The sequence below is a fragment of the Brachybacterium sp. GU-2 genome (assembly GCF_030866705.2).
Classification (GTDB): domain Bacteria; phylum Actinomycetota; class Actinomycetes; order Actinomycetales; family Dermabacteraceae; genus Brachybacterium; species Brachybacterium conglomeratum.
The window spans coordinates 2,606,767-2,624,710 of record NZ_CP133037.2 but is presented as its reverse complement, the minus strand read 5'-3'; the positions used below and the strand labels follow the sequence as shown (position 1 = coordinate 2,624,710).

The window sequence follows — 17,944 nt, the reverse complement described above, 5'->3', positions numbered from 1 at the left end:
CGTCTGGGAGCATGGCGCTGTGCGCATCGGAGAGCTCGCGGATCTGGCCGGCGTGACCGTGCGCGCCGTCCGCCACTACCACCAGAAGGGGGTCCTGCCCGAGCCCGCGCGTCGCGCCAACGGCTACCGGGAGTACGAGGTCGAGCATCTCGTCGCCCTCGTGCGCCTCGGGCATCTGACCCGCTCCGGTCTGTCGCTCGCGCAGGCGGGGGCCGTCGTCGCGGAGTCCGAGGCGGCGACCGCGGAGGACGTCCTGGACGAGGTGGACGAGGCGCTGCGCCGGCAGATCGCCGCGCTCACGGCGCAGCGCAGGCGGCTCGCCGAGGCCCGCTCCGGAGCGCACCTCGGTCTGACGCGCCTGGCCGCCGCGCTGGTCACCAAGCCTGAGGACGTTCCGCTCTACACGCTCTACGCGCACCTGCACACCGACGAGGAGCAGGCCCAGCGGATGGCCGATGTCCTCCAGGATCCCCGGACGCGACCGCGGATCCTGGAGCTGCAGGACCGGTTCGACGCGGTCGACGAGCACACCGGCGCCGACGCCCTGGAGCAGCTGGTCGCGGACACGCGGCGGCTGCTGGAGGTCCTCGCGGAGCACGTCCCGGAGGTGACCGAGCAGCAGAGCCGGCTGATCATCGACCTGGCCGAGCGCGGCCTGAACCCGCAGCAGCGGGAAGTGCTGCGTCGGCTCTCCTGAGCGTCCCACCCAGTCGCAGCACCATCCATGCCGCCGCGATCCAGAGCGCCCAGCTGCTCAGATCCAGCAGCCAGGCGGTCTCGGGTTCGAGCGGGCCGAGCACGTTTTGCTCGATCGCGACACGGGCGCTGTTGAGCAGACCGTGGCCGAGCACGGCAACCCAGGCGGTGCCGGAGATCTCGCGCAGCGCGGACAGCAGCGGTGCGACGGCGACGATGGTGCCGAGATAGGTCACGGCCTCGCGCGGCGCGAGGCCGAGGGCGAGCACGATCGGCGCATGCCACACCGCCCACATCACCCCGACGAGCAGGGACATCGGCCAGAAGCCGAGCGGGCGGAGCTCGCCGTGCAGCCAGCCTCGCCACCCCGCCTCCTCGCCGATCGCGAACAGCGACTGCATCACCAGCACGGCCGGCACGGCGAGGAGCAGGGACGACAGCGGGAGGGCATCGGCCGACGGCGGCACCCCGGCGCCGAGCCCGATCAGCACCCTGGCCAGCGGCACCATGACGAATGCTGCGATCGCGGCGAGGGCGGCGATCCCGAGCGCCCGCCCGGACGGGACGCCGAGCGCGAGGGCGTGCCACCACGGCGCTCCGCGCCTGCGCACCAGCAGGGCGGCCAGCAGCGGGGAGAGCTGCGCGAGCGGCACGGCGAGGCCGACGGCCGCCGGCGGCAGGGCCCCGAACGCGAAGGGCAGGGAGAGGGCGGTCGAGACGGCGAGCGCAATGCCGAGGAAGGCGAGCACGCGGCGCAGCGAGGGGGCGAGGACGGGCTGGGCGACTGCCGGGGGCGTCGACATCGTGCGCTCCTGGGGAGGGATGCGCGGGTCCCGGGGCGGGCTCCGCATCGTCGTCCACGCTAGGGATCGTGCCCGGGGCGGCGGTACGGGGAGGACCGCCCGGCCGAGGTGGGGGCATCCCCCGTCGGCGGCGGGGGGCTCGGGGCGCGACAGGGGGCGCGCTCGTCGGCCGGAGGCGCCGCGTCGATGGCCGGACCTGCAGAGCCGGCGGCCGTCGGACCTCCTGCGTCCGGGCATGAAGCGACCCCTCGCGCACCTGCCAGAGCTCACCTGCCCTTGCTGCCGTCAAGCCCTGGGGGAGTTCAGCAAGATGACACCGCACGAGGGGTCGTCCACGAGTCTACAGACGAGCCCGGTCCGCGTCATGCCGGAGCGGTCGGATGTCGCCCGGCTCACCGCCTCCGCGCGCATTGCAGTCGGATAACGGACATCCCTTGAGGTGTCTGCGGGGCTGTGACGCGCTACTGTTCCTCCACGGCGATGTCGGTGACCGGGCTCACAGGCGAGCCCGATGTCCGTCCGCGACCATCCTTCCCCTCCCCATGGAGATCCCATGTTCTTCGACACCTTGATCACCGGGGCCAACAACCTCGTGTGGTCGCTCCCCCTGGTGGGGCTGCTGCTGCTGACCGGCCTCTACTTCTCCCTGCGCACGCTGTTCCTGCAGGTGCGCTGCATCCCCGACATGCTCAACCAGCTGAAGAAGGGCGAGGCCTCCCCCGACGGCACCTCGTCCTTCCAGTCGCTGATGATGTCCCTCGCAGGACGCGTCGGCATGGGCAACATCGGCGGTGTAGCCACCGCGATCGCGATCGGCGGCCCGGGCGCCGTGTTCTGGATGTGGCTGATCGCCTTCCTCGGCGCCGCGACCTCCTTCGTCGAGTGCACCCTCGGCCAGATCTACAAGGAGAAGGACAAGGACACCGGCGAGTACCGCGGCGGACCCGCGTACTACATCGAGAAGGCGTTCAAGCACACCACGGCCGCCCCGGTGTTCCTCGTCTACGCGATCGTGTTCTCGATCGTCACCGTCGTCGCGATGTGCTTCTTCCTACCGGGCGTGCAGGGCAACGGCATGGCCTCCGCGGCCTACGAGGCCTGGGGGCTGCCTCACTGGGTCTCCGCCGTGGGCGTGGTCATCCTGCTGGCCTTCATCATCATCGGCGGCGTCAAGCGCATCGCACACTTCGCCGTGCTGGTCGTGCCGATCATGGCGATCCTCTACATCATCGCCGCGCTGATCGTGTTCTTCGTGAACTTCGATCAGATCCCCCACGTCTTCGGACTGATCTTCTCGAGCGCCTTCGGCGCCCACGCCGTCTTCGGCGCGATCGTCGGCAAGGCCGTCGAGATGGGCGTCAAGCGCGGACTCTACTCCAACGAGGCCGGCCAGGGCACCGGTCCCCACGCCGCCGCGGCGGCGGAGGTCTCCCACCCCGCCAAGCAGGGCTTCGCGCAGTCCTTCGCGGTCTACATCGACACCCTCTTCGTGTGCACGGCGACCGCGTTCCTGATCATCTCCACCGACATGTACCAGGTGTTCCAGGGGCCCGACGAGGAGCTCATCTACGCCGGCTCGGTCCCCGAGGGCACCGACTACGGTCCCGAGTTCGCGCAGAACGGCTTCGAGTCCGTGTTCCACGGCCTGGGACCGACCTTCGTGGCGATCGCGCTGTTCTTCTTCGCCTTCACCACGATCGTGGCCTACTACTACATGGCCGAGGTCAACCTCACCTACCTCAACCGCTGGATCCCCAACCGCACCGCGCGACGCGTCCTGGTGCGCTTCCTGCAGGCACTGATCCTCGTGGCCGTCGTGTACGGCTCAGTGACCACCACGGGCAACGCCTGGGCGCTCGGCGACATCGGCGTCGGCGCGATGGCGTGGCTGAACGTGGTCGCGATCCTCATCCTCCAGGGACCTGCCCTCAAGGCGCTGAAGGACTACCAGCAGCAGAAGAAGGCCGGCAAGGACCCGCAGTTCGATCCGCGCCCGCTCGGCATCAAGAACGCCGAGTTCTGGGAGCTGCGGGCGGACGGCCTGGTCAGCCAGGGCGAGACCGGGGAGGACCTCGAGAAGAAGGTCTCCGGCCGCTGACGCGGACCATCACCCGCCCTCGCGCGGAGGAGCGGCCGGCCCCCGGGACCGGCCGCTCCTCCGTCCGTGCGGGGGCTTCCAGGAGTGCGGGCGATTTCCAGGAGTGCGGGGCGAGGCTCCCCGAGGCGATCTTCGCCTGATCCACTGAGCAGCGCCGCGCCTCGCCGCCCGCCCGACCGGCTGCGCCGCACACAGATGCGCTCCCTGCGTGACCTCGCGGCCGTATACGGCGTGAGCTCACGCAGGGAGCGCGGAATTGTGCGCAGCTGGCGCGCGACTGCCGGCTGCGCGCCGGATCAGGTCAGGACAGGCGGTGCGACGGGGACTGGGTCTTCGTCGGGTCGGTCTCGGGGATCTCGCCGAGGACCTCGTCGATCCGGGCCTTCACGTCGGCGTCGAGGATGACACCGGCGGCCTTGACGTTCTCGGTGACCTGCTCGGGGCGGGAGGCGCCGATGATGGCGCCGGCGACGTTGTCGTTGCTGAGCACCCAGGCGACGGCGAGCTGCGCCGGGGTGAGCCCCAGCTCCTCCGCGATCGGCAGCAGGCCCTGTACCGCGGTGAGCACCTCGTCGTTCAGGAAGCGCTTGATCATGTCCGCGCCGCCCTTCTCGTCGCGGGCGCGCGAGCCCTCGGGCGCCTCGGCCCCGGGCTTGTACTTGCCGGTGAGGATGCCCTGCGCGACCGGAGACCAGACGATCTGGGAGATCCCCAGCTCGCGCGAGGTCGGCACGACGCGCTCCTCGATGAGCCGCCACAGCATCGAGTACTGCGGCTGGTTGGAGACGAGCTGGATGCCGAGCTCGCGGGCGAGCTGGTGGCCGGCGCGCAGCTGGTCCGCGTTCCACTCGGAGACGCCGATGTAGAGGGCCTTGCCGGAGTGGACGACGTCGGCGAAGGCCTGCATCGTCTCCTCGAGCGGGGTCGCGTCGTCGTAGCGGTGCGCCTGGTAGAGGTCGACGTAGTCGGTGCCCAGGCGGCGCAGCGAGCCGTCGATCGACTCGCGGATGTGCTTGCGGGAGAGGCCGGTGTCGTTGTGCCCCTTCGGGCCGGTCGGGAAGTACACCTTGGTGAAGATCTCGAGCGACTCGCGGCGCTCGCCCTTCAGGGCCTCGCCGAGCACGACCTCCGCGGCGGTGTTGGCGTAGGTGTCGGCGGTGTCGAAGGTGGAGATGCCGGCGTCGAGAGCGGCGCGGACGCAGGCGCGGGCGCGGTCGTCCTCGACCTGGGAGGCGTGGGTGAGCCAGTTGCCGTAGATGATCTCGCTGATCTTGAGGCCGGAGCGGCCGAGGTGGCGATGTTCCATGCGTTCCACCCTATGTCCGCCGGCACGGGTCTATCCTGGTGGCCCGCGTCACACCGGCCGACGCCGGTCGTCGCACCCGCCGTCCGGGTGCCCGTGACGCCGAGGCCGATGATCGCCGCCGCGCACCCGGCCGGCCGCGCCGTCGGCCGCGCTGGAAGGAGAGCCCGATGACCGACACCTCCACCACCCCCGCCCCGCAGCCCGGACAGCCGCCGGCGCCGCCGCTGCCGGAGCCGACCGAGGCCGACGACGTCCTGGAGATGGAGCCGACGGTCGAGGGCGAGGACTTCTCCCGCGTCGCCTTCACCGGCGCGGCGGTCGCGCAGATCCAGCGGCTCATCGACCGCAACGGCCCGCTGATGTTCCACCAGTCCGGCGGCTGCTGCGACGGCTCCTCCCCCATGTGCTACCCGGAGGGCGACTTCATCACGGGGGACGCCGATGTGCGGATGGGCCACGTCGAGGTGCCGCTGCCCGACGGCAGCACCAGTCCGCTGGACTTCTGGATGAGCCGTGAGCAGTTCGCCTACTGGCGACACACGCACCTGACGATCGACCTGGTCGACGGGCGCGGCGGCGGGTTCAGCCTCGAGTCCCCCGACGGGAAGAGGTTCCTGACCCGGTCGCGGATGCTGGAGGACCGGGTGCCGGTCGAGGTCCCGGGAACGAGTCCGCGATGACCCGCCGTCCGCTCGAGGACCGCTCGGTCGGCCTCCCTGATGCCGAACGCGCGCCGAACGACTCGCTCGCGTCTGCGCCGTCCGGCGGCAGCCTGCCGCCGCCCAGCGAACCGCCGATGACCCCTCCCGGGAAGCCGCCCACGGCCCCGCCGACCGATCCGCCCACCGAGCCGCCGGGAGCGCCGCCCTCGGACCCGCCGGCCCCGATCCCCGGGCAACCGCCCGAGCCGTCGCCGGAGCCGCCACCGGAGCCGCTCCCCCAGCCCGACCAGCCCCCGCCGCCGGAGCCCCCGCCCGGGGCGCCGCCCACGACGCCGTACTGAGCCGCCGGGTCGCACGCTCGGCCGCTCGGAACGGGGCGGTGTTCATCGTCGAGGGTCGGTCCGGATCCGGCCCCCGTCGACGGTCTTCGCGCGACGCACGGAGAGCTCGCGCTGGGCGAGCAGGCGCAGCGTGAGCAGCACCGGCTCGAGCATCACGGTGCCGACGACCACGCGACGCACGGCCACGCCCGGGAAAATCATGGGCGTCCGAGTCCGGGGTGAGCCTCACCGAGCACGTGCGCCGGCGCTGAGCGAGCGAGGACCACGCCCTCGGCGGGGTCAGTGGCCGAGGACGCTCCGCGCGGCGAACAGGCTCGCCCCGGGCAGCGTGACCGCCCGGCGGGCGATCTGCTGGATCCGCAGCTGGACACGATTCGCGGGGGCGAAGAAGGAAGCGCTGCGACGGCCCGCGAGCTGCACCTGCTCGACCGTCGGCCGCCAGCGCCGTTCGTACTCGACCAGCCCCACCTCGACGTGCGGCCCGGCCGCACGGAGGCTCCGGGCCAGCGCCTCGGCCCCCGCGATCGCGAGCGAGGTGCCCTGCCCGGCCAGGAGCGAAGGGGCGTGGGCGGCGTCCCCGGCGAGGGCCACGCGCCCGCGGCTCCAGCGGGGCGCGATCGCCTGGGCGGCGAGGTCGTCGTAGAAGGACTCCGGGGCGTTCTCGAGGGCCCGGTCGACCTGCGGGTGGAGGCCGGCGAAGTCGCGCTGGAGCCGCTCCCGATCGGGGACGGGCCGCTCTGTGCTCGCGACATCGGTGCGCTCGGCGAACATCGCGCCCACCCGGCCGTCGCCGGCCGCGTACGCCCAGCCGACCCGGCCGACGGTGTCGGTCATGAGCATCCGCTCCCCCAGCTCGCCTGCGAGCTCCGGATCCGAGTAGAGGTAGCTCGCCACGCGGTAGCCCATCGGCACGATCTCCCCGTGACCGGGCGCGATCCTCTCCCGCACCGGGGAGCGCACGCCGTCGCAGGCCACGACGAGGTCGGAGGCGAGCGTGGTGCCCTCGGCGAGCTCGACCAGGGCGCCGCGCGGGGAGCCCCCGCCCTGCAGGCCGATGTCGCGCACCGCGACGACACGGGCCGTGTAGCGCAGGTCGACGGAGCGCGGCAGCACGGCGAGGAGCCCGAGCTCGACCTCCGGTCGCAGGATGGAGAAGTAGCGTCCGCCGAGGGCCGCGGCGAGGGGCCCGACGTCGATCCGGCCGGACTCGGCCCCGTCGGGCGTCCCGTAGCGCACGCCCTCGTAGACGTGGCCGCGGGCGCGCAGCTCGTCGATGATCCCCATCCGCTCGGCGGCGACGAAGCCGGCTCCGAAGAAGTCGATCATGTAGCCGCCGCCGCGGGGGCCCGGGGAGGCCTCGAGCACGGTGACGTCGTGGTCGGGGGCGAGCTGGTGGGCGAGGGCGAGGCCGGCGATGCCGCCTCCGATGACGGTGACGTCCATGCCTTCGACGCTACCTGCGACCGACGGAGCTGCCCAGGGGGATTCCCGGAGGCTCTCGAGCCGCGAGGCGAGCGGGACGGACGCGGCGGGATGCGGCGGAGCGGACCGGGATGCGGCGGGTCGGAGCGGGACGCGGCGGGATGGCAGAAGGTTTTGTGCCCGTGAGGACTCATGCGTGGGCCCACATGAGGCCTCACGGGCACAAAAGGTGCGGCCCGCGCGGCCTGGCCCGGTCGAGGCGGGGCGAGGTAGGGCGGGGCGGCGTGGCATGGCACGGCCGGCCGATGTGCCGACTCCGCCCCCTGCCCGCGCTACTCGCGCTCGGGCTCGGTCGCGGCGCCGGCCGGGATGGGGCCGGTGGTGGTGTCCACGGAGCTGGTGGCCCCGTAGAGGATCAGCAGCGCGGGGTCCGCGAGGAAGGCGCGGGCGATCGTGATCCGCTGACGCTCGCCGGCGGAGACGTTCGCGCCCTCGTCCTCGATGACGGTGTCGCAGCCGTCGGGGAGGGTGTGCACGAAGCGGTCCACGAAGCTGGGCCGGATCGCGCCATACTGGAGGCTCCCCGCGCGGAAGGACGGCCATGACCACGAGGACCCTGCTGGTGGGCTGCGGGCGCCTGGGCCTGCGGGTGGGCGAGCTGCTGCTCGCTGATCAGGACGAGAGAGGTCGTCACGAGGTGCTCGGGCTGCGCCGCGACCCGAGCTCCCTGCCGCCGGGGTTCGTGCCCGTCGCCGCCGATCTCTCCGCCGCCCTCCCCACCCCGCTGCCGCGGGTCGATGCCATGGTCATCACCCTCACCCCGTCGGCCGCCCCGAGCTATCGCGAGCCTCTCGCGCATCTCGCGGCCGCGCTGCCCGAGGTCCCACGGCGCACGGTGTTCGTCTCCTCCACCCGGGTCCTCGAGGGGTACGACGCCTCGCGTCCGCTCACCGAGGCGGATCCCGCGCGACCGCGCTCCGACCGCGCCCGCGTGCTGGTCGAGGGCGAGGAGACGGCGCGCGAGCTGTTCGGCGCGGTGATCCTGCGCCCGGCGGGGATCTACGGCCCCGGCCGGGACCGTCTGATCCGAACCGTCCTCGAGAGGCGCCCGGTCGAGCACGGTCGTCGGACGAACCGGATCCACGAGGTCGATCTCGCCCGCGCGATCCTCGCGCTGCTGTCCTCGCCCGCACCGCCGGCGCTGCTCCATGCGACGGACGGCGCACCCGCCCTGCTCGGCGAGGTTGTCACGCATCTCGCGCAGCGTCTCGGCGTGCCCGCGCCGCCGCGCACGTCACAGGATCCCGGGGCAGGCACCGTGCTGGATGCGACCGCGTTGCACGAGCTGCTGGGCGAGCTCGAGTTCCCGGACTTCCGGGCGGGGTACGACGCGATGCTCTGACCGCAGGCGCTCAGCGAGTCACCAGGTGCGCGACGACCGGCAGCGTCACCGTCATCGCGAGTGCGTTCAGCACCATCGCGGCGCTCGACCAGCCGCCGGAGACCGTCGACTCCCCCAGCACCCGCGAGGTGCCGATCCCGTGAGAGGTCAGGCCGATCGCGAAGCCGCGCGCCCGCTCGTCGCGGACACGCACCAGGCTCAGCAGCGCCGGCCCCACCACCGCGCCGAGCGTGCCGGAGACCAGGGTCAGCACCACCGCGAGCGGCATCGAAGCCCCGAGGCTCTCCGCGATCGTGAGGCCGACGGGCGAGGTGACCGAGCGCGGCAGCGCGGCGCGCAGCGTCGACTCGTCGGCTCCGAGCGCGACCATCGCGGCGACGGTCACCGAGATGCTCACGATCCCCGCGACCACGAGGGTTCCGAGCACGGCCGGCGCCGAGGCGAGCAGCGCGCGGCCGTTGCGCAGCAGCGGAAGGGCGAGGGCGACGGTCGCGGGGCCCAGCAGGAGCGTCAGCAGCGTGACCTGCTCGAGGTAGAGGGCGTAGGGCATCCCGGTCAGCTGCAGCACGGTCGCGATCATCACCACGCTGACCAGCACCGGGGAGAGCAGGCCGGGTCGGCCCAGCCGGTGGTACAGCCCGTAGGACAGCAGGTACACGGCGAGGGTCAGGGTGAGGCCGAAGACCGGCAGCTCGTACAGCGCGCTCATGCGGAGGCACCTCCCGTGGCCGCCGACGGCCCGGCCCCGCCGGGCCTCGGCGACCTGCCGGAGCCGTCCGGCCGGCCTGCCGGCGGCGCACCGTCCGGATCGTCCGCCGGTGGCGCACCGTCGGGCCCGCCCGCCGCGCCCCGTCGGCGGTCCTGGCGGCGCAGCAGCGCCTGGAGCAGCAGCCCGGAGACCACCAGCGCGAGCACGAAGGAGCCGCTCACGGCGAGCGCGAGTGGGAGCGCGTTCGCGGCGAGGGTGTCCAGCTCGAGCAGGATCCCCACGCCGGGCGGGACGAACAGCAGCTGCAGGTGGGCCAGCAGCGGGGTCGCCGCGGGCTCGGCGGCGCGGAGCACGCCTCGGGTGGGCCGGAGGATCCCCAGCAGCAGCAGCAGCACGATCCCGAGCACCACCCCGGGCACGGGCAGGTCGAGCAGGGCCGTCGCGGCCAGGCCCATCATCTGCGCGAGCAGCAGGACCACGAGGCCGAGCAGCACGGGAGGCAGGAGGGCGGCGCGTGACACCCGGCAAGGGTAGCCCGCAGCGGGGCGCCCGCCCCGATGTGGTCCGTGCCGCACGAGCGGTGGATCACGCACGTCTTGCCGCGCGCGGGGGCCCTGTCACACCGTGGAGGGCTCATTTCGGCGCATCGGTCGCGTCTCGCGGGGACGGTGCGCGATCGAGACCGCCCGCTGAGGCTCGCCCGGTCGCTCCCCACGACCCCTCGGAGGTGACCGGGTTGCCCAGCCCGCTCGACAGCACCCTCAGCCGACGCACCGCGCTCCGCGGCGTCGGCGCCCTCGGCCTCACCGCGGCCGGACTGCTCGCCTCCACGCAGGCCAATGCCTCCGGCGACCTCGTGGTCGTCGACCAGATCGGCACCGGCCCGTGGGACACGGAGAACTGCGGCCCCACCTCGACGGTCATCGCCATGGTCGCCGCGGGCCGGAAGGTCTCGCACTACGTCTCGGGCGAGAAGGGCACGACGGTGGGCGGCAACCGCAGGGCGGTCATCGAGATGCGGGCCCGCTGCGGTCTGTCCCCCTGGGGAGAGCCGGAGAAGAAGACCGTCGACTACACGGGCGCCTATCTCGGCGACCTCGAGAACGGCCTGCGCGATGCGGGCGCCCGCGCCACCCGCACCCGGTTCGAGGAGGGCCTGGAGGCCGCCGCGCGCGGCAAGGTGGTGATCCTGCACGTCCACCACGGCCGGCTGCTCGGCGAGGAGGGGGCCGACTACGGCCACTTCGTCGTCGCCCAGGGCGAGGACGAGAACGGGAACCTGCGCGTCTCCGATCCGGGCCGCGCCCAGGAGATCGGCATCACCGCCTACTCCCCCGACCGGCTGCGCCACGCACGCCAGGGCCTTGCCACGGTCGTCAGCTGACCTCCCGGCCGGGCCCGCCCCTCGCCATACTGGCGGGATGACCCTTCGGTTCCCCTTGCGCGGTCCGCGACTGGACCTGCGCCCGTTCACGGCCGACGACGCCTCGACCGCGCATCGCGTCTATGGCGATCCCGAGGTGATGCGCTTCGTCGGCGACGGCGAGCCCGCCTCCCCTGAGCGGACCGCGCAGATGCTCGTCGACTACGCCGCCCACCAGGCCCGGCACGGCTTCGCGTTCTGGGCCGTGATCGAGCGCGCGAGCGGCGAGCTGATCGGCGATGCGGGCCTGGAGGTCACCGACCAGGGCATCGAGCTCGGCTACACGCTGGCCCGGGGCCGGTGGGGCCGCGGTCTCGCGACCGAGGCGGGACGGCTGTGCGTGGAGGCGGCCGACGGACCGCTCGGGCTGCGCCGCCTCGTCGGCCTCTGCGACCTCGCGAACCCGGCCTCGGCCGCGGTGCTCGCCCGGCTCGGCTTCGCGGACGACGGGACCGTCGACGCCTACGGCCGCCCGCACCGGCGCTTCGTCCGGGAGCGATGAGGCGGGGGCCGGTCAGCCCGCCGGGGTGGTGACGCGCTCGTGCGCCCAGGCGCCGCCCTCGCGCCGGTAGCCGACGCGCACGTGCTTGCGATCCAGCCGCGACTGGGTGAACTCGTACCAGGCCGGCTGCAGCGCGTAGACCTGCCAGTCCGGGTTCGGGGAGCCGTCGTAGGAGGGGCGCGAGGCCCAGTCAGCCTGCGAGGTCGCCTCGTCCAGCGCCACGACCTCGCCGCCCACCTGCACCTGACGCCCGCTCTCGCGCCAGAAGAAGGTCATCGCGGCGCGAGGGTCCGCGGCGAGCTGCTCGCCCTTGCGGGAGGTGCGGTGCGTGGAGACGTGCAGGCCGCGTTCGTCGAGGTCCTTGAGGATGAGGGTGCGGCCGACGGGCGCGCCGCCGTCGAGGGTCTGGAAGGTCATGGCGTGCGGCTGGCGGGCGCCGCTCGCGATCGCGTCCTCGAGCCAGGCGAGGAAGAGCTCTGCCGGGTCCTCGGGGACGGAGTCCGGGTCGAGGCCGGGCATGTCCTCGGGGAAGGACGGCAGGGCGCGAAGGCGGTCGGCGAGCTCACTCATGGACGCCATCCTCGCGCCGACGGCCCCGCCGCTCAACCCGGGGAGCGACGGGGCCGTCGGAGGAGAGGCCGCGGGCGGGGATCAGCCGAGGAAGATGCCGTTGCCCGGGCCGAGCGGCAGGTCCGCGAAGAAGAAGACCGCCAGGATCACGGTCCACACGATCCAGAACGGGACCACGAAGGGCAGCATCCGCGCCATCAGCGAGCCGAGGCCCGCGCCGGGCTCGTACTTCCGCAGCATGCCCAGCAGCACGATCATGTACGGGTTCATCGGGGTGATGACCTGGGTGGCGGAGTCGCCCACGCGGAACGCGGCCTGGGTGAAGGCGGGCTCGTAGCCGATCAGCGCGAACATCGGCACGAACACGGCGGCCATGATCGCCCACATGCCGGAGCCGGAGATGATGAACAGGTTCAGGCAGCTGGCCAGCAGCATGAAGCCGAGCACCGCCGGGAAGCCGGTCAGGCCGATGCCCTCGAGGGCGGCGGCGCCGGTCACGGCGATCCAGGTGCCGATCCCGGACCAGTTGAACAGGGCGATGAAGTTGCCCAGGATGAAGGCGAGCACCACGAAGGGCAGCATCTCCTTGAGCGACTCGGTCATCATCGCGACCGCGTCCCTGGTGCTGCGCAGGGTGCCGACCACGATGCCGTAGGTCAGGCCCAGCACGATGAAGTAGGCGACGACCAGGAACACGATCGAGTCCAGCAGCGGGGACTTCGGCAGGAAGCCGCCGTCCTCGTTCCGCCACGGCGAGGCGGAGGCCAGCGTCGCCGCCAGCACGATCGCGGTGAGCACCGCCGCGGCGATCACGGCGGCGATCAGGCCCTTGTTCTCCGCCGGGGTGAGCTCGGCGCGCATCTGCTCGGCGCTCTCGCCGCTGGTGGCGACCTCGCCCTCCTCGGTGATCTCGTCGCGGCCGATGCCCTGGCGGTTCAGGCGCGGCTCCAGGATCCGGTCGATGATGAAGCCGGCGACGAAGCCGAGCACCAGCGACGAGGCGATGTTGAAGAACCAGTTCGAGACCGGGTTCACGGAGGTGAACTCGAAGTCCGGCAGCGCGTCCATCACGGAGGTGGTGATCCCCGCGAACAGCGCGTCCAGCGAGGTGGGGAAGATGTTGGTGGAGTAGCCGGCGCCGGCGGCCGCGAAGCCGCCCAGCAGGCCCGCGACGGGGTGTCGCCCGGCGGCCTTGAACACCAGCGCGGCCAGCGGCGGGACCACCACGAAGGCGGAGTCGGCCATGATCGAGGAGACCACGCCCACGAAGCCCACCACGTAGGGGAGCATCCACGACGGCGAGGAGCCGAACAGCTTGCGGATCGCGGCGGCGAGCAGCCCGGAGTGCTGCGAGATGCCGATCGCGAGCAGGATCGGCAGCACCGTCACCAGCGGCGGGAAGCCGATGTAGTTCTCGCCGAGGGTGGTGGTCAGCCAGGTCATGCCCTCACCGGTGAACAGGCCCTTGATGACGGTGGCCTCGTCCGAGCCGGGCACCGTCACCTCCACGTCCGCCCAGGCCATGGCCGTGGAGACCACGCCGGTGACGGCGAACAGGATGAGGAACAGCATGAAGGGCTCGGGCAGCTTGTTGCCCGCCCTCTCGACGCCGTTGAGGATCTTGTCGGTCAGGCCGGTCTTGGCCGGCGGAGCGGGTGTTGCGCTCATGGGTTCTCCAGACGGGGGTGGGGAGAGGCCTTCGGCCGTCGGCCGACGGGGTCGACGGCGGCAGCTGCGACGGGTCCGTCGGCGGATCAGTCGAAGAAGGAGGGGACGTCGATCGCACCGCCGGCGGCGGCGAACTCCTCGGCGACGGCGGCGGCGAGCGCCGGGTCGTGGAGGACGTCGAGCAGGGTCGCGGCGAGGCCGTAGGCCCCGTCGGTCGCGGCGGAGCGGGCGGCGGGCGAGGTGGACTCGGCCGCGAACTCGCGGGTGTGCAGGGCGACGTCGGCCGGGGCGATGCGGATCAGCGGATGCATGCCGGGCAGGCGGTAGCTGACGTTGCCGAAGTCGGTGGAGGCGGCGAGGGTCGTGGAGACCACGCCCAGCGGCAGCGGGTCGCGGCCGCGGCGGCGCTGCGCCTCGACCCAGCGGCCGGTCAGCGCCTCGTTGGTGCGCACCGGCAGGGAGGGCGGGTGGTGGTCCCAGGTGACGGTCACGCCGACGCCGGCCATCAGGGCCGCGCCGTGGGCGACGTCCTCGACCCGGCGGGAGAGGTCCTTGAGGGTCTCGGGCCGCTGGGAGCGCACGTACAGGTCGAGCTTCGCGTGGTCGGGGACGACGCTGGCCCGCTCGCCGCCCTCGCGGATCACGGCGTGGATGCGGTCGCTGGGCGGGGTCTGCTGGCGCATCAGGCCGATGCCCTGGTACATCAGGCTCGCGGCGTCCAGGGCGTTGCGTCCCATGAACGGCTGCGCGGAGGCGTGGGCGGTGTGGCCGTGGAACTCGACGGTGAGGGTGCGCCGGCCCAGCCACACCTGGTCGGCCAGGTCGTAGCCCGGGTAGCCGTGCGCCATGACCGCGGCGTCGAGCCCGTCGAAGGCGCCCTCGCGGGCCATGTACTCCTTGCCGGTGTGGCCCTCCTCGGCGGGGGTGCCGAGGTAGACGACGGTGCCGGGCACGGCCGAGGGGTCCCTCTTCGCGAGCTCCGCGAGGCCCAGGAAGGCGCCCAGTCCCATCACGGCGATGACGTTGTGGCCGCAGCCGTGGCCGATGCCGGGCAGGGCGTCGTACTCGGAGAGCACCGCGACGGTCGGCGCGTCGGCCGATCCGGCGCCCTCGCCGCGGATCTCGGCGCGGATCGCGGTGGCCAGGCCGTGGGCGCCGAGCTGGGCCTCGATGCCGTGGCCCTCGAGGATCCTCACGATCGCGGCGGCGGAGCGGTGCTCCTCGAAGGCGACCTCGGGATGCTCGGCGAGGTCGATCATCAGGTCGACGAGCTCGGGGCCGGCCTCGTCGACCTCCTCCTCGAGCCGGGAGCGCAGCGCCTCCGGGGCGCCGGTGTGCGAGGAGCCGGGGTGGCTCTGCGTGCGCAGAGCCGCCTCCCTCTCCTCGTCGAGCTGGTGCATGTAGGCGGTGGACGGCTCGGTCGAGGTGGACCCGAGCCGCACGGGGGACGGTTCAGACATGGGCCCGAGCGTAACGGTCGAGGCCCCTCGCCTCGTGCGCGCCTGCGGTCGGTTGCGGGGCCGTGACATGCAGGGCGGGTGGGCCTCGTCGCACCGGGACAGGCGCGCTCCCCCATCGCCGACGGCTCAGGCGTAGCGTTTCGATCACGCCCCGCGCCGCCCTCGTGAGAAGAGGCCCTTGACATGTCACAGCTCAGCGAACTGCTCTCCCCGTCCACGATCCTCCTGGACGCCGATGCCGCCGACTGGCGCGAGGCGATACGTCGCTCCGGCGAGCTGCTGGTCTCCACCGGCGCCACCGACCCCGCCTACACCGAGGCGATGATCCGCACCGTCGAGGAGCACGGCCCCTACATCGTCATCGCACCGGGATTCGCGCTCGCCCATTCCCGACCCGACGAGTCGGTGCATCGCACGGGGATGTCGTTCGTGCGCCTGGCGGAGCCGATCGCCTTCGGCAACGCGGCCAACGATCCCGTCACGCTGGTCATGGCGCTGGCTGCGGCGGACAGCTCCGCACACCGCGAGGCGCTCGCGGCCCTCGCCGGGGTGCTCGCCGACCCGGCCCGCCGTTCCCTGCTCGACGAGGCGCGGACGCGAGAGGACGTGCTCGCAGCTCTCGCGGCCGACGGCGCTGGTCCGGGCGAGAGGTCGGCAGAGGACTCCCGGTCCGGCGCCGCTGCCCGGACCGACACCGGCTCCGGCACGGGCGCCATGGTCGATGCCCACGCCGTCCCCTCGAAGAAGCTCCTGCTCACGGTGTGCGGGAACGGGCTGGGCACCAGCCTGTTCCTGAAGAACACGGCCGAGCAGGTCCTGGAGCGCTGGGGCTGGTCCTCGCATCTGGACGTCCAGGCCACCGACACGATCTCTGCGAAGGGCCGCGCCAAGGACTCCGACGCGATCCTCACCTCCGGGGCGATCGCGGACACCCTCGGCGAGGTCGGCGTGCGCGTCGAGGTGATCGAGAACTTCACCTCGCAGGCGGAGATCGACGCGGCCCTGCGCCGTATCTACGCCGTCTGACGCGTCCGCCCTCTCCGACCTGTCAGCCACCCCTCCCCCGTCCCCCGATTCTCCGGAGAAGAACCATGAACGTGCTCGTCACGGTCGCCGAGTTCCTCGTCAACGAGGTGCTCTCCGTCCCCGCCTATCTCATCGGCATCATCACCGCGATCGGTCTGATCGCGCTGCGCAAGTCCGTCGGCCAGGTCGCGGGCGGCGCCCTGAAGGCCGTGCTCGGCTTCCTGCTCATCGGCGCGGGCGCCACGCTCGTCACCGCCTCCCTCACCCCGCTGGGCGTGATGATCCAGGGCGCGCTCGGTGCCCAGGGCGTGGTCCCCACCAACGAGGCGATCGCGGGCATCGCGCAGGAGGAGTTCGGCGCCCAGGTCGCCTGGCTGATGATCCTCGGCTTCGTGGTCGCGATCCTGCTCGCCCGCTTCACCCCGCTGCGCTACGTCTTCCTCACCGGCCACCACCTGCTGTTCATGGCCACCCTGATCACGATCGTGATGGCCTCGGCCGGGATGCCGACCGTGGTCGTGGTGGTGCTCGGCGCGGTGCTGCTGGGCATCCTCATGGTGGCCCTGCCCGCTCTCGCCCAGCCCTGGACCCGGCGGATCACCGGGGACGACTCGATCGCGATCGGTCACTTCGGCACGGCGGGCTACATCGCCGCCGGCGCCGTCGGCCGACTCGTCGACCCCAAGGGGCGCAGCCGCTCCACCGAGGACCTCAAGGTCCCCGAGTCGCTCCGCTTCCTGCGCGACTCCATGGTGGCCACCGCCCTGTCGATGGTGCTGATGTATCTCGTGGTCGCCGTCGCGTATCTCGCCCGGGCCGGACAGGAGACCGCCTTCGGCGCCTTCGAGAGCGGGGCGACGGGGGTGGGCAACTACCTCATGCAGTCGGTGACCCAGGGTCTCCAGTTCGGCATCGCGGTCGCCGTGATCCTCTTCGGCGTGCGCACGATCCTCGGCGAGCTCGTCCCCGCCTTCCAGGGCATTGCCGCGAAGGTCGTGCCCGGCGCGATCCCGGCCCTCGACGCCCCGATCGTGTTCCCCTACGCCCAGAACGCGGTGCTCATCGGGTTCCTGTCGAGCTTCGCGGGCGGTCTCGTGGGCCTGCTGGTGCTCGGCGTGTGGCTCGGCCCGGTGCTCGGCCTCGCGCTGATCCTGCCGGGCCTGGTCCCGCACTTCTTCACCGGCGGCGCGGCGGGCGTGTACGGCAACGCCACCGGCGGACGGCGCGGAGCGGTCGCGGGCGGATTCGTCAACGGCCTGCTGGTCACCTTCCTGCCGGCGCTGCTGCTGAAGGTGCTGGGCACCTTCGGCTCCGCGAACACCACCTTCGGCGACACCGACTTCGGCTGGTTCGGCATCCTCATCGGCTACTCGGCGCGCACCGGGGTGCTGCCCGGGATCGTGCTGCTGGTCGTCGTCGGCGCCCTGATCCTCGGCGGCGCGATCCTGATGCAGCGCCGCGTGGTCGACGGCGGCTGGGACCCCTCGCCCGCCCGCGTCCCCGTCGGTGCCGCTGCGGGGACGGGAGCGGACGGCCGTGCCGACGAGTCGTCGGGCGCCGCGGCCGACGGCCGCACCGCTGCCCGCTCGGGGACGACCCACCCCCGGGTCGCCCCGCCCGTCGGCGCGCCGACGCCCCCGCCGCCGCCCGCCGACTGACCCGGAGCAGGCCCGGTCCGTCGATGTCGCGACGCCCCGTCGCGCCCCGGGCCGGGCCGGTGCGGTGCGGTACCGCGCCCGATTCGCCGCACCGGGCACGACCCGGCGGTCGATTCCGCTCCGCGCGCGTCCATCCCTCGGGACGGTACGATCCCCCCACGGTGCCCCGCGGCGATCCCGCACCGCGCCGTGCATCGG

The 17,944-nt window shown here is 72.9% G+C and carries 17 protein-coding genes, 1 other RNA gene and 1 pseudogene; 8 read left to right on the top strand and 11 right to left on the bottom strand.

From position 1 onward, the window contains the following. Positions 1-19: 19 nt before the first annotated feature. Positions 20-697, top strand: a complete 678-nt coding sequence (locus RBL05_RS11955; RefSeq protein WP_308739279.1) for a MerR family transcriptional regulator — start codon at positions 20-22, stop codon at positions 695-697. Here the strand turns inward: RBL05_RS11955 and RBL05_RS11950 are convergent. Next, positions 633-1,499: a CPBP family intramembrane glutamic endopeptidase gene (locus RBL05_RS11950; RefSeq protein WP_308739280.1), complete on the bottom strand. Its 867-nt coding sequence runs from the start codon at positions 1,497-1,499 to the stop codon at positions 633-635. The two genes, RBL05_RS11955 and RBL05_RS11950, sit on opposite strands and share 65 nt — an antisense overlap. Positions 1,500-1,735: 236 nt before the next feature. Beyond that, positions 1,736-1,832: signal recognition particle sRNA small type (gene ffs / locus RBL05_RS11945), an RNA gene on the bottom strand. Positions 1,833-2,052: 220 nt separating this feature from the next. On the opposite strand from ffs, the gene RBL05_RS11940 reads away from it, so the two are divergent. After that, positions 2,053-3,597: an alanine/glycine:cation symporter family protein gene (locus RBL05_RS11940; RefSeq protein ID WP_308739281.1), complete on the top strand. Its 1,545-nt coding sequence runs from the start codon at positions 2,053-2,055 to the stop codon at positions 3,595-3,597. Between the two features lie 301 nt (positions 3,598-3,898). On the opposite strand, the gene RBL05_RS11935 is transcribed toward RBL05_RS11940, so the two are convergent. After that, positions 3,899-4,903 (bottom strand): aldo/keto reductase family protein, encoded by a 1,005-nt coding sequence (locus tag RBL05_RS11935; protein ID WP_308739282.1) that lies wholly within the window; start codon positions 4,901-4,903, stop codon positions 3,899-3,901. A 167-nt stretch (positions 4,904-5,070) separates the two neighbouring features. Between RBL05_RS11935 and RBL05_RS11930 the strand changes: the two genes are divergently transcribed. Then, positions 5,071-5,583 (top strand): DUF779 domain-containing protein, encoded by a 513-nt coding sequence (locus tag RBL05_RS11930; RefSeq protein WP_308739283.1) that lies wholly within the window; start codon positions 5,071-5,073, stop codon positions 5,581-5,583. Positions 5,584-5,948: 365 nt separating this feature from the next. On the opposite strand, the gene RBL05_RS11925 is transcribed toward RBL05_RS11930, so the two are convergent. From RBL05_RS11925 to RBL05_RS11915, 3 genes and pseudogenes are all read right to left on the bottom strand, one after another. Then, positions 5,949-6,107 (bottom strand): hypothetical protein, encoded by a 159-nt coding sequence (locus RBL05_RS11925; RefSeq protein WP_308739284.1) that lies wholly within the window; start codon positions 6,105-6,107, stop codon positions 5,949-5,951. Between the two features lie 78 nt (positions 6,108-6,185). After that, positions 6,186-7,349, bottom strand: a complete 1,164-nt coding sequence (locus RBL05_RS11920; protein ID WP_308739285.1) for an FAD-dependent oxidoreductase — start codon at positions 7,347-7,349, stop codon at positions 6,186-6,188. 356 nt (positions 7,350-7,705) lie between these two features. Continuing rightward, positions 7,706-7,894, bottom strand: a pseudogene (locus tag RBL05_RS11915) (ATP-binding cassette domain-containing protein); the annotation flags it as partial. 35 nt (positions 7,895-7,929) lie between these two features. Here RBL05_RS11915 and RBL05_RS11910 point away from each other — a divergent pair. Continuing rightward, positions 7,930-8,730, top strand: a complete 801-nt coding sequence (locus tag RBL05_RS11910) for an SDR family NAD(P)-dependent oxidoreductase (RefSeq protein WP_308739286.1) — start codon at positions 7,930-7,932, stop codon at positions 8,728-8,730. A gap of 10 nt (positions 8,731-8,740) precedes the next feature. Here RBL05_RS11910 and RBL05_RS11905 read toward each other — a convergent pair whose 3' ends face one another. Both RBL05_RS11905 and RBL05_RS11900 read right to left on the bottom strand, forming a co-directional pair. Then, complete coding sequence (locus RBL05_RS11905) at positions 8,741-9,439, bottom strand: LrgB family protein (RefSeq protein WP_308739287.1); 699 nt, start codon at positions 9,437-9,439, stop codon at positions 8,741-8,743. Then, a complete protein-coding gene (locus tag RBL05_RS11900; RefSeq protein WP_308739288.1) occupies positions 9,436-9,960 on the bottom strand; it encodes a CidA/LrgA family protein in 525 nt (174 codons plus the stop codon). The genes RBL05_RS11905 and RBL05_RS11900 overlap by 4 nt, the downstream gene beginning before the upstream one ends. 215 nt (positions 9,961-10,175) lie before the next feature. Between RBL05_RS11900 and RBL05_RS11895 the strand changes: the two genes are divergently transcribed. Then, positions 10,176-10,823, top strand: coding sequence for a hypothetical protein (locus RBL05_RS11895; protein WP_308739289.1), 648 nt, complete (start codon positions 10,176-10,178; stop codon positions 10,821-10,823). Between the two features lie 37 nt (positions 10,824-10,860). Then, the gene (locus tag RBL05_RS11890; protein ID WP_308739290.1) at positions 10,861-11,364 is read left to right on the top strand and encodes a GNAT family N-acetyltransferase; all 504 of its coding nucleotides are present in this window, start codon (positions 10,861-10,863) and stop codon (positions 11,362-11,364) included. Positions 11,365-11,376: 12 nt separating this feature from the next. Here RBL05_RS11890 and RBL05_RS11885 read toward each other — a convergent pair whose 3' ends face one another. The 3 genes from RBL05_RS11885 to RBL05_RS11875 form a co-directional block, all read right to left on the bottom strand. Beyond that, positions 11,377-11,934 carry a pyridoxal 5'-phosphate synthase gene (locus tag RBL05_RS11885; protein ID WP_308739291.1) on the bottom strand — a complete coding sequence of 186 codons (558 nt, stop codon included), beginning with the start codon at positions 11,932-11,934 and terminating at the stop codon, positions 11,377-11,379. Positions 11,935-12,015: 81 nt separating this feature from the next. Then, positions 12,016-13,602 (bottom strand): AbgT family transporter, encoded by a 1,587-nt coding sequence (locus RBL05_RS11880; RefSeq protein WP_308739292.1) that lies wholly within the window; start codon positions 13,600-13,602, stop codon positions 12,016-12,018. Positions 13,603-13,688: 86 nt separating this feature from the next. Further along, positions 13,689-15,062, bottom strand: a complete 1,374-nt coding sequence (locus tag RBL05_RS11875; RefSeq protein WP_308739293.1) for a M20 family metallopeptidase — start codon at positions 15,060-15,062, stop codon at positions 13,689-13,691. A 183-nt stretch (positions 15,063-15,245) separates the two neighbouring features. Here RBL05_RS11875 and RBL05_RS11870 point away from each other — a divergent pair, with 183 nt between their 5' ends. Together RBL05_RS11870 and RBL05_RS11865 are read left to right on the top strand one after the other, a co-directional pair. After that, positions 15,246-16,088, top strand: coding sequence for a PTS sugar transporter subunit IIA (locus RBL05_RS11870; protein ID WP_308739294.1), 843 nt, complete (start codon positions 15,246-15,248; stop codon positions 16,086-16,088). 65 nt (positions 16,089-16,153) lie between these two features. Further along, positions 16,154-17,746 carry a PTS ascorbate transporter subunit IIC gene (locus RBL05_RS11865; RefSeq protein ID WP_308739295.1) on the top strand — a complete coding sequence of 531 codons (1,593 nt, stop codon included), beginning with the start codon at positions 16,154-16,156 and terminating at the stop codon, positions 17,744-17,746. The last annotated feature ends 198 nt before the right edge of the window (positions 17,747-17,944 follow it).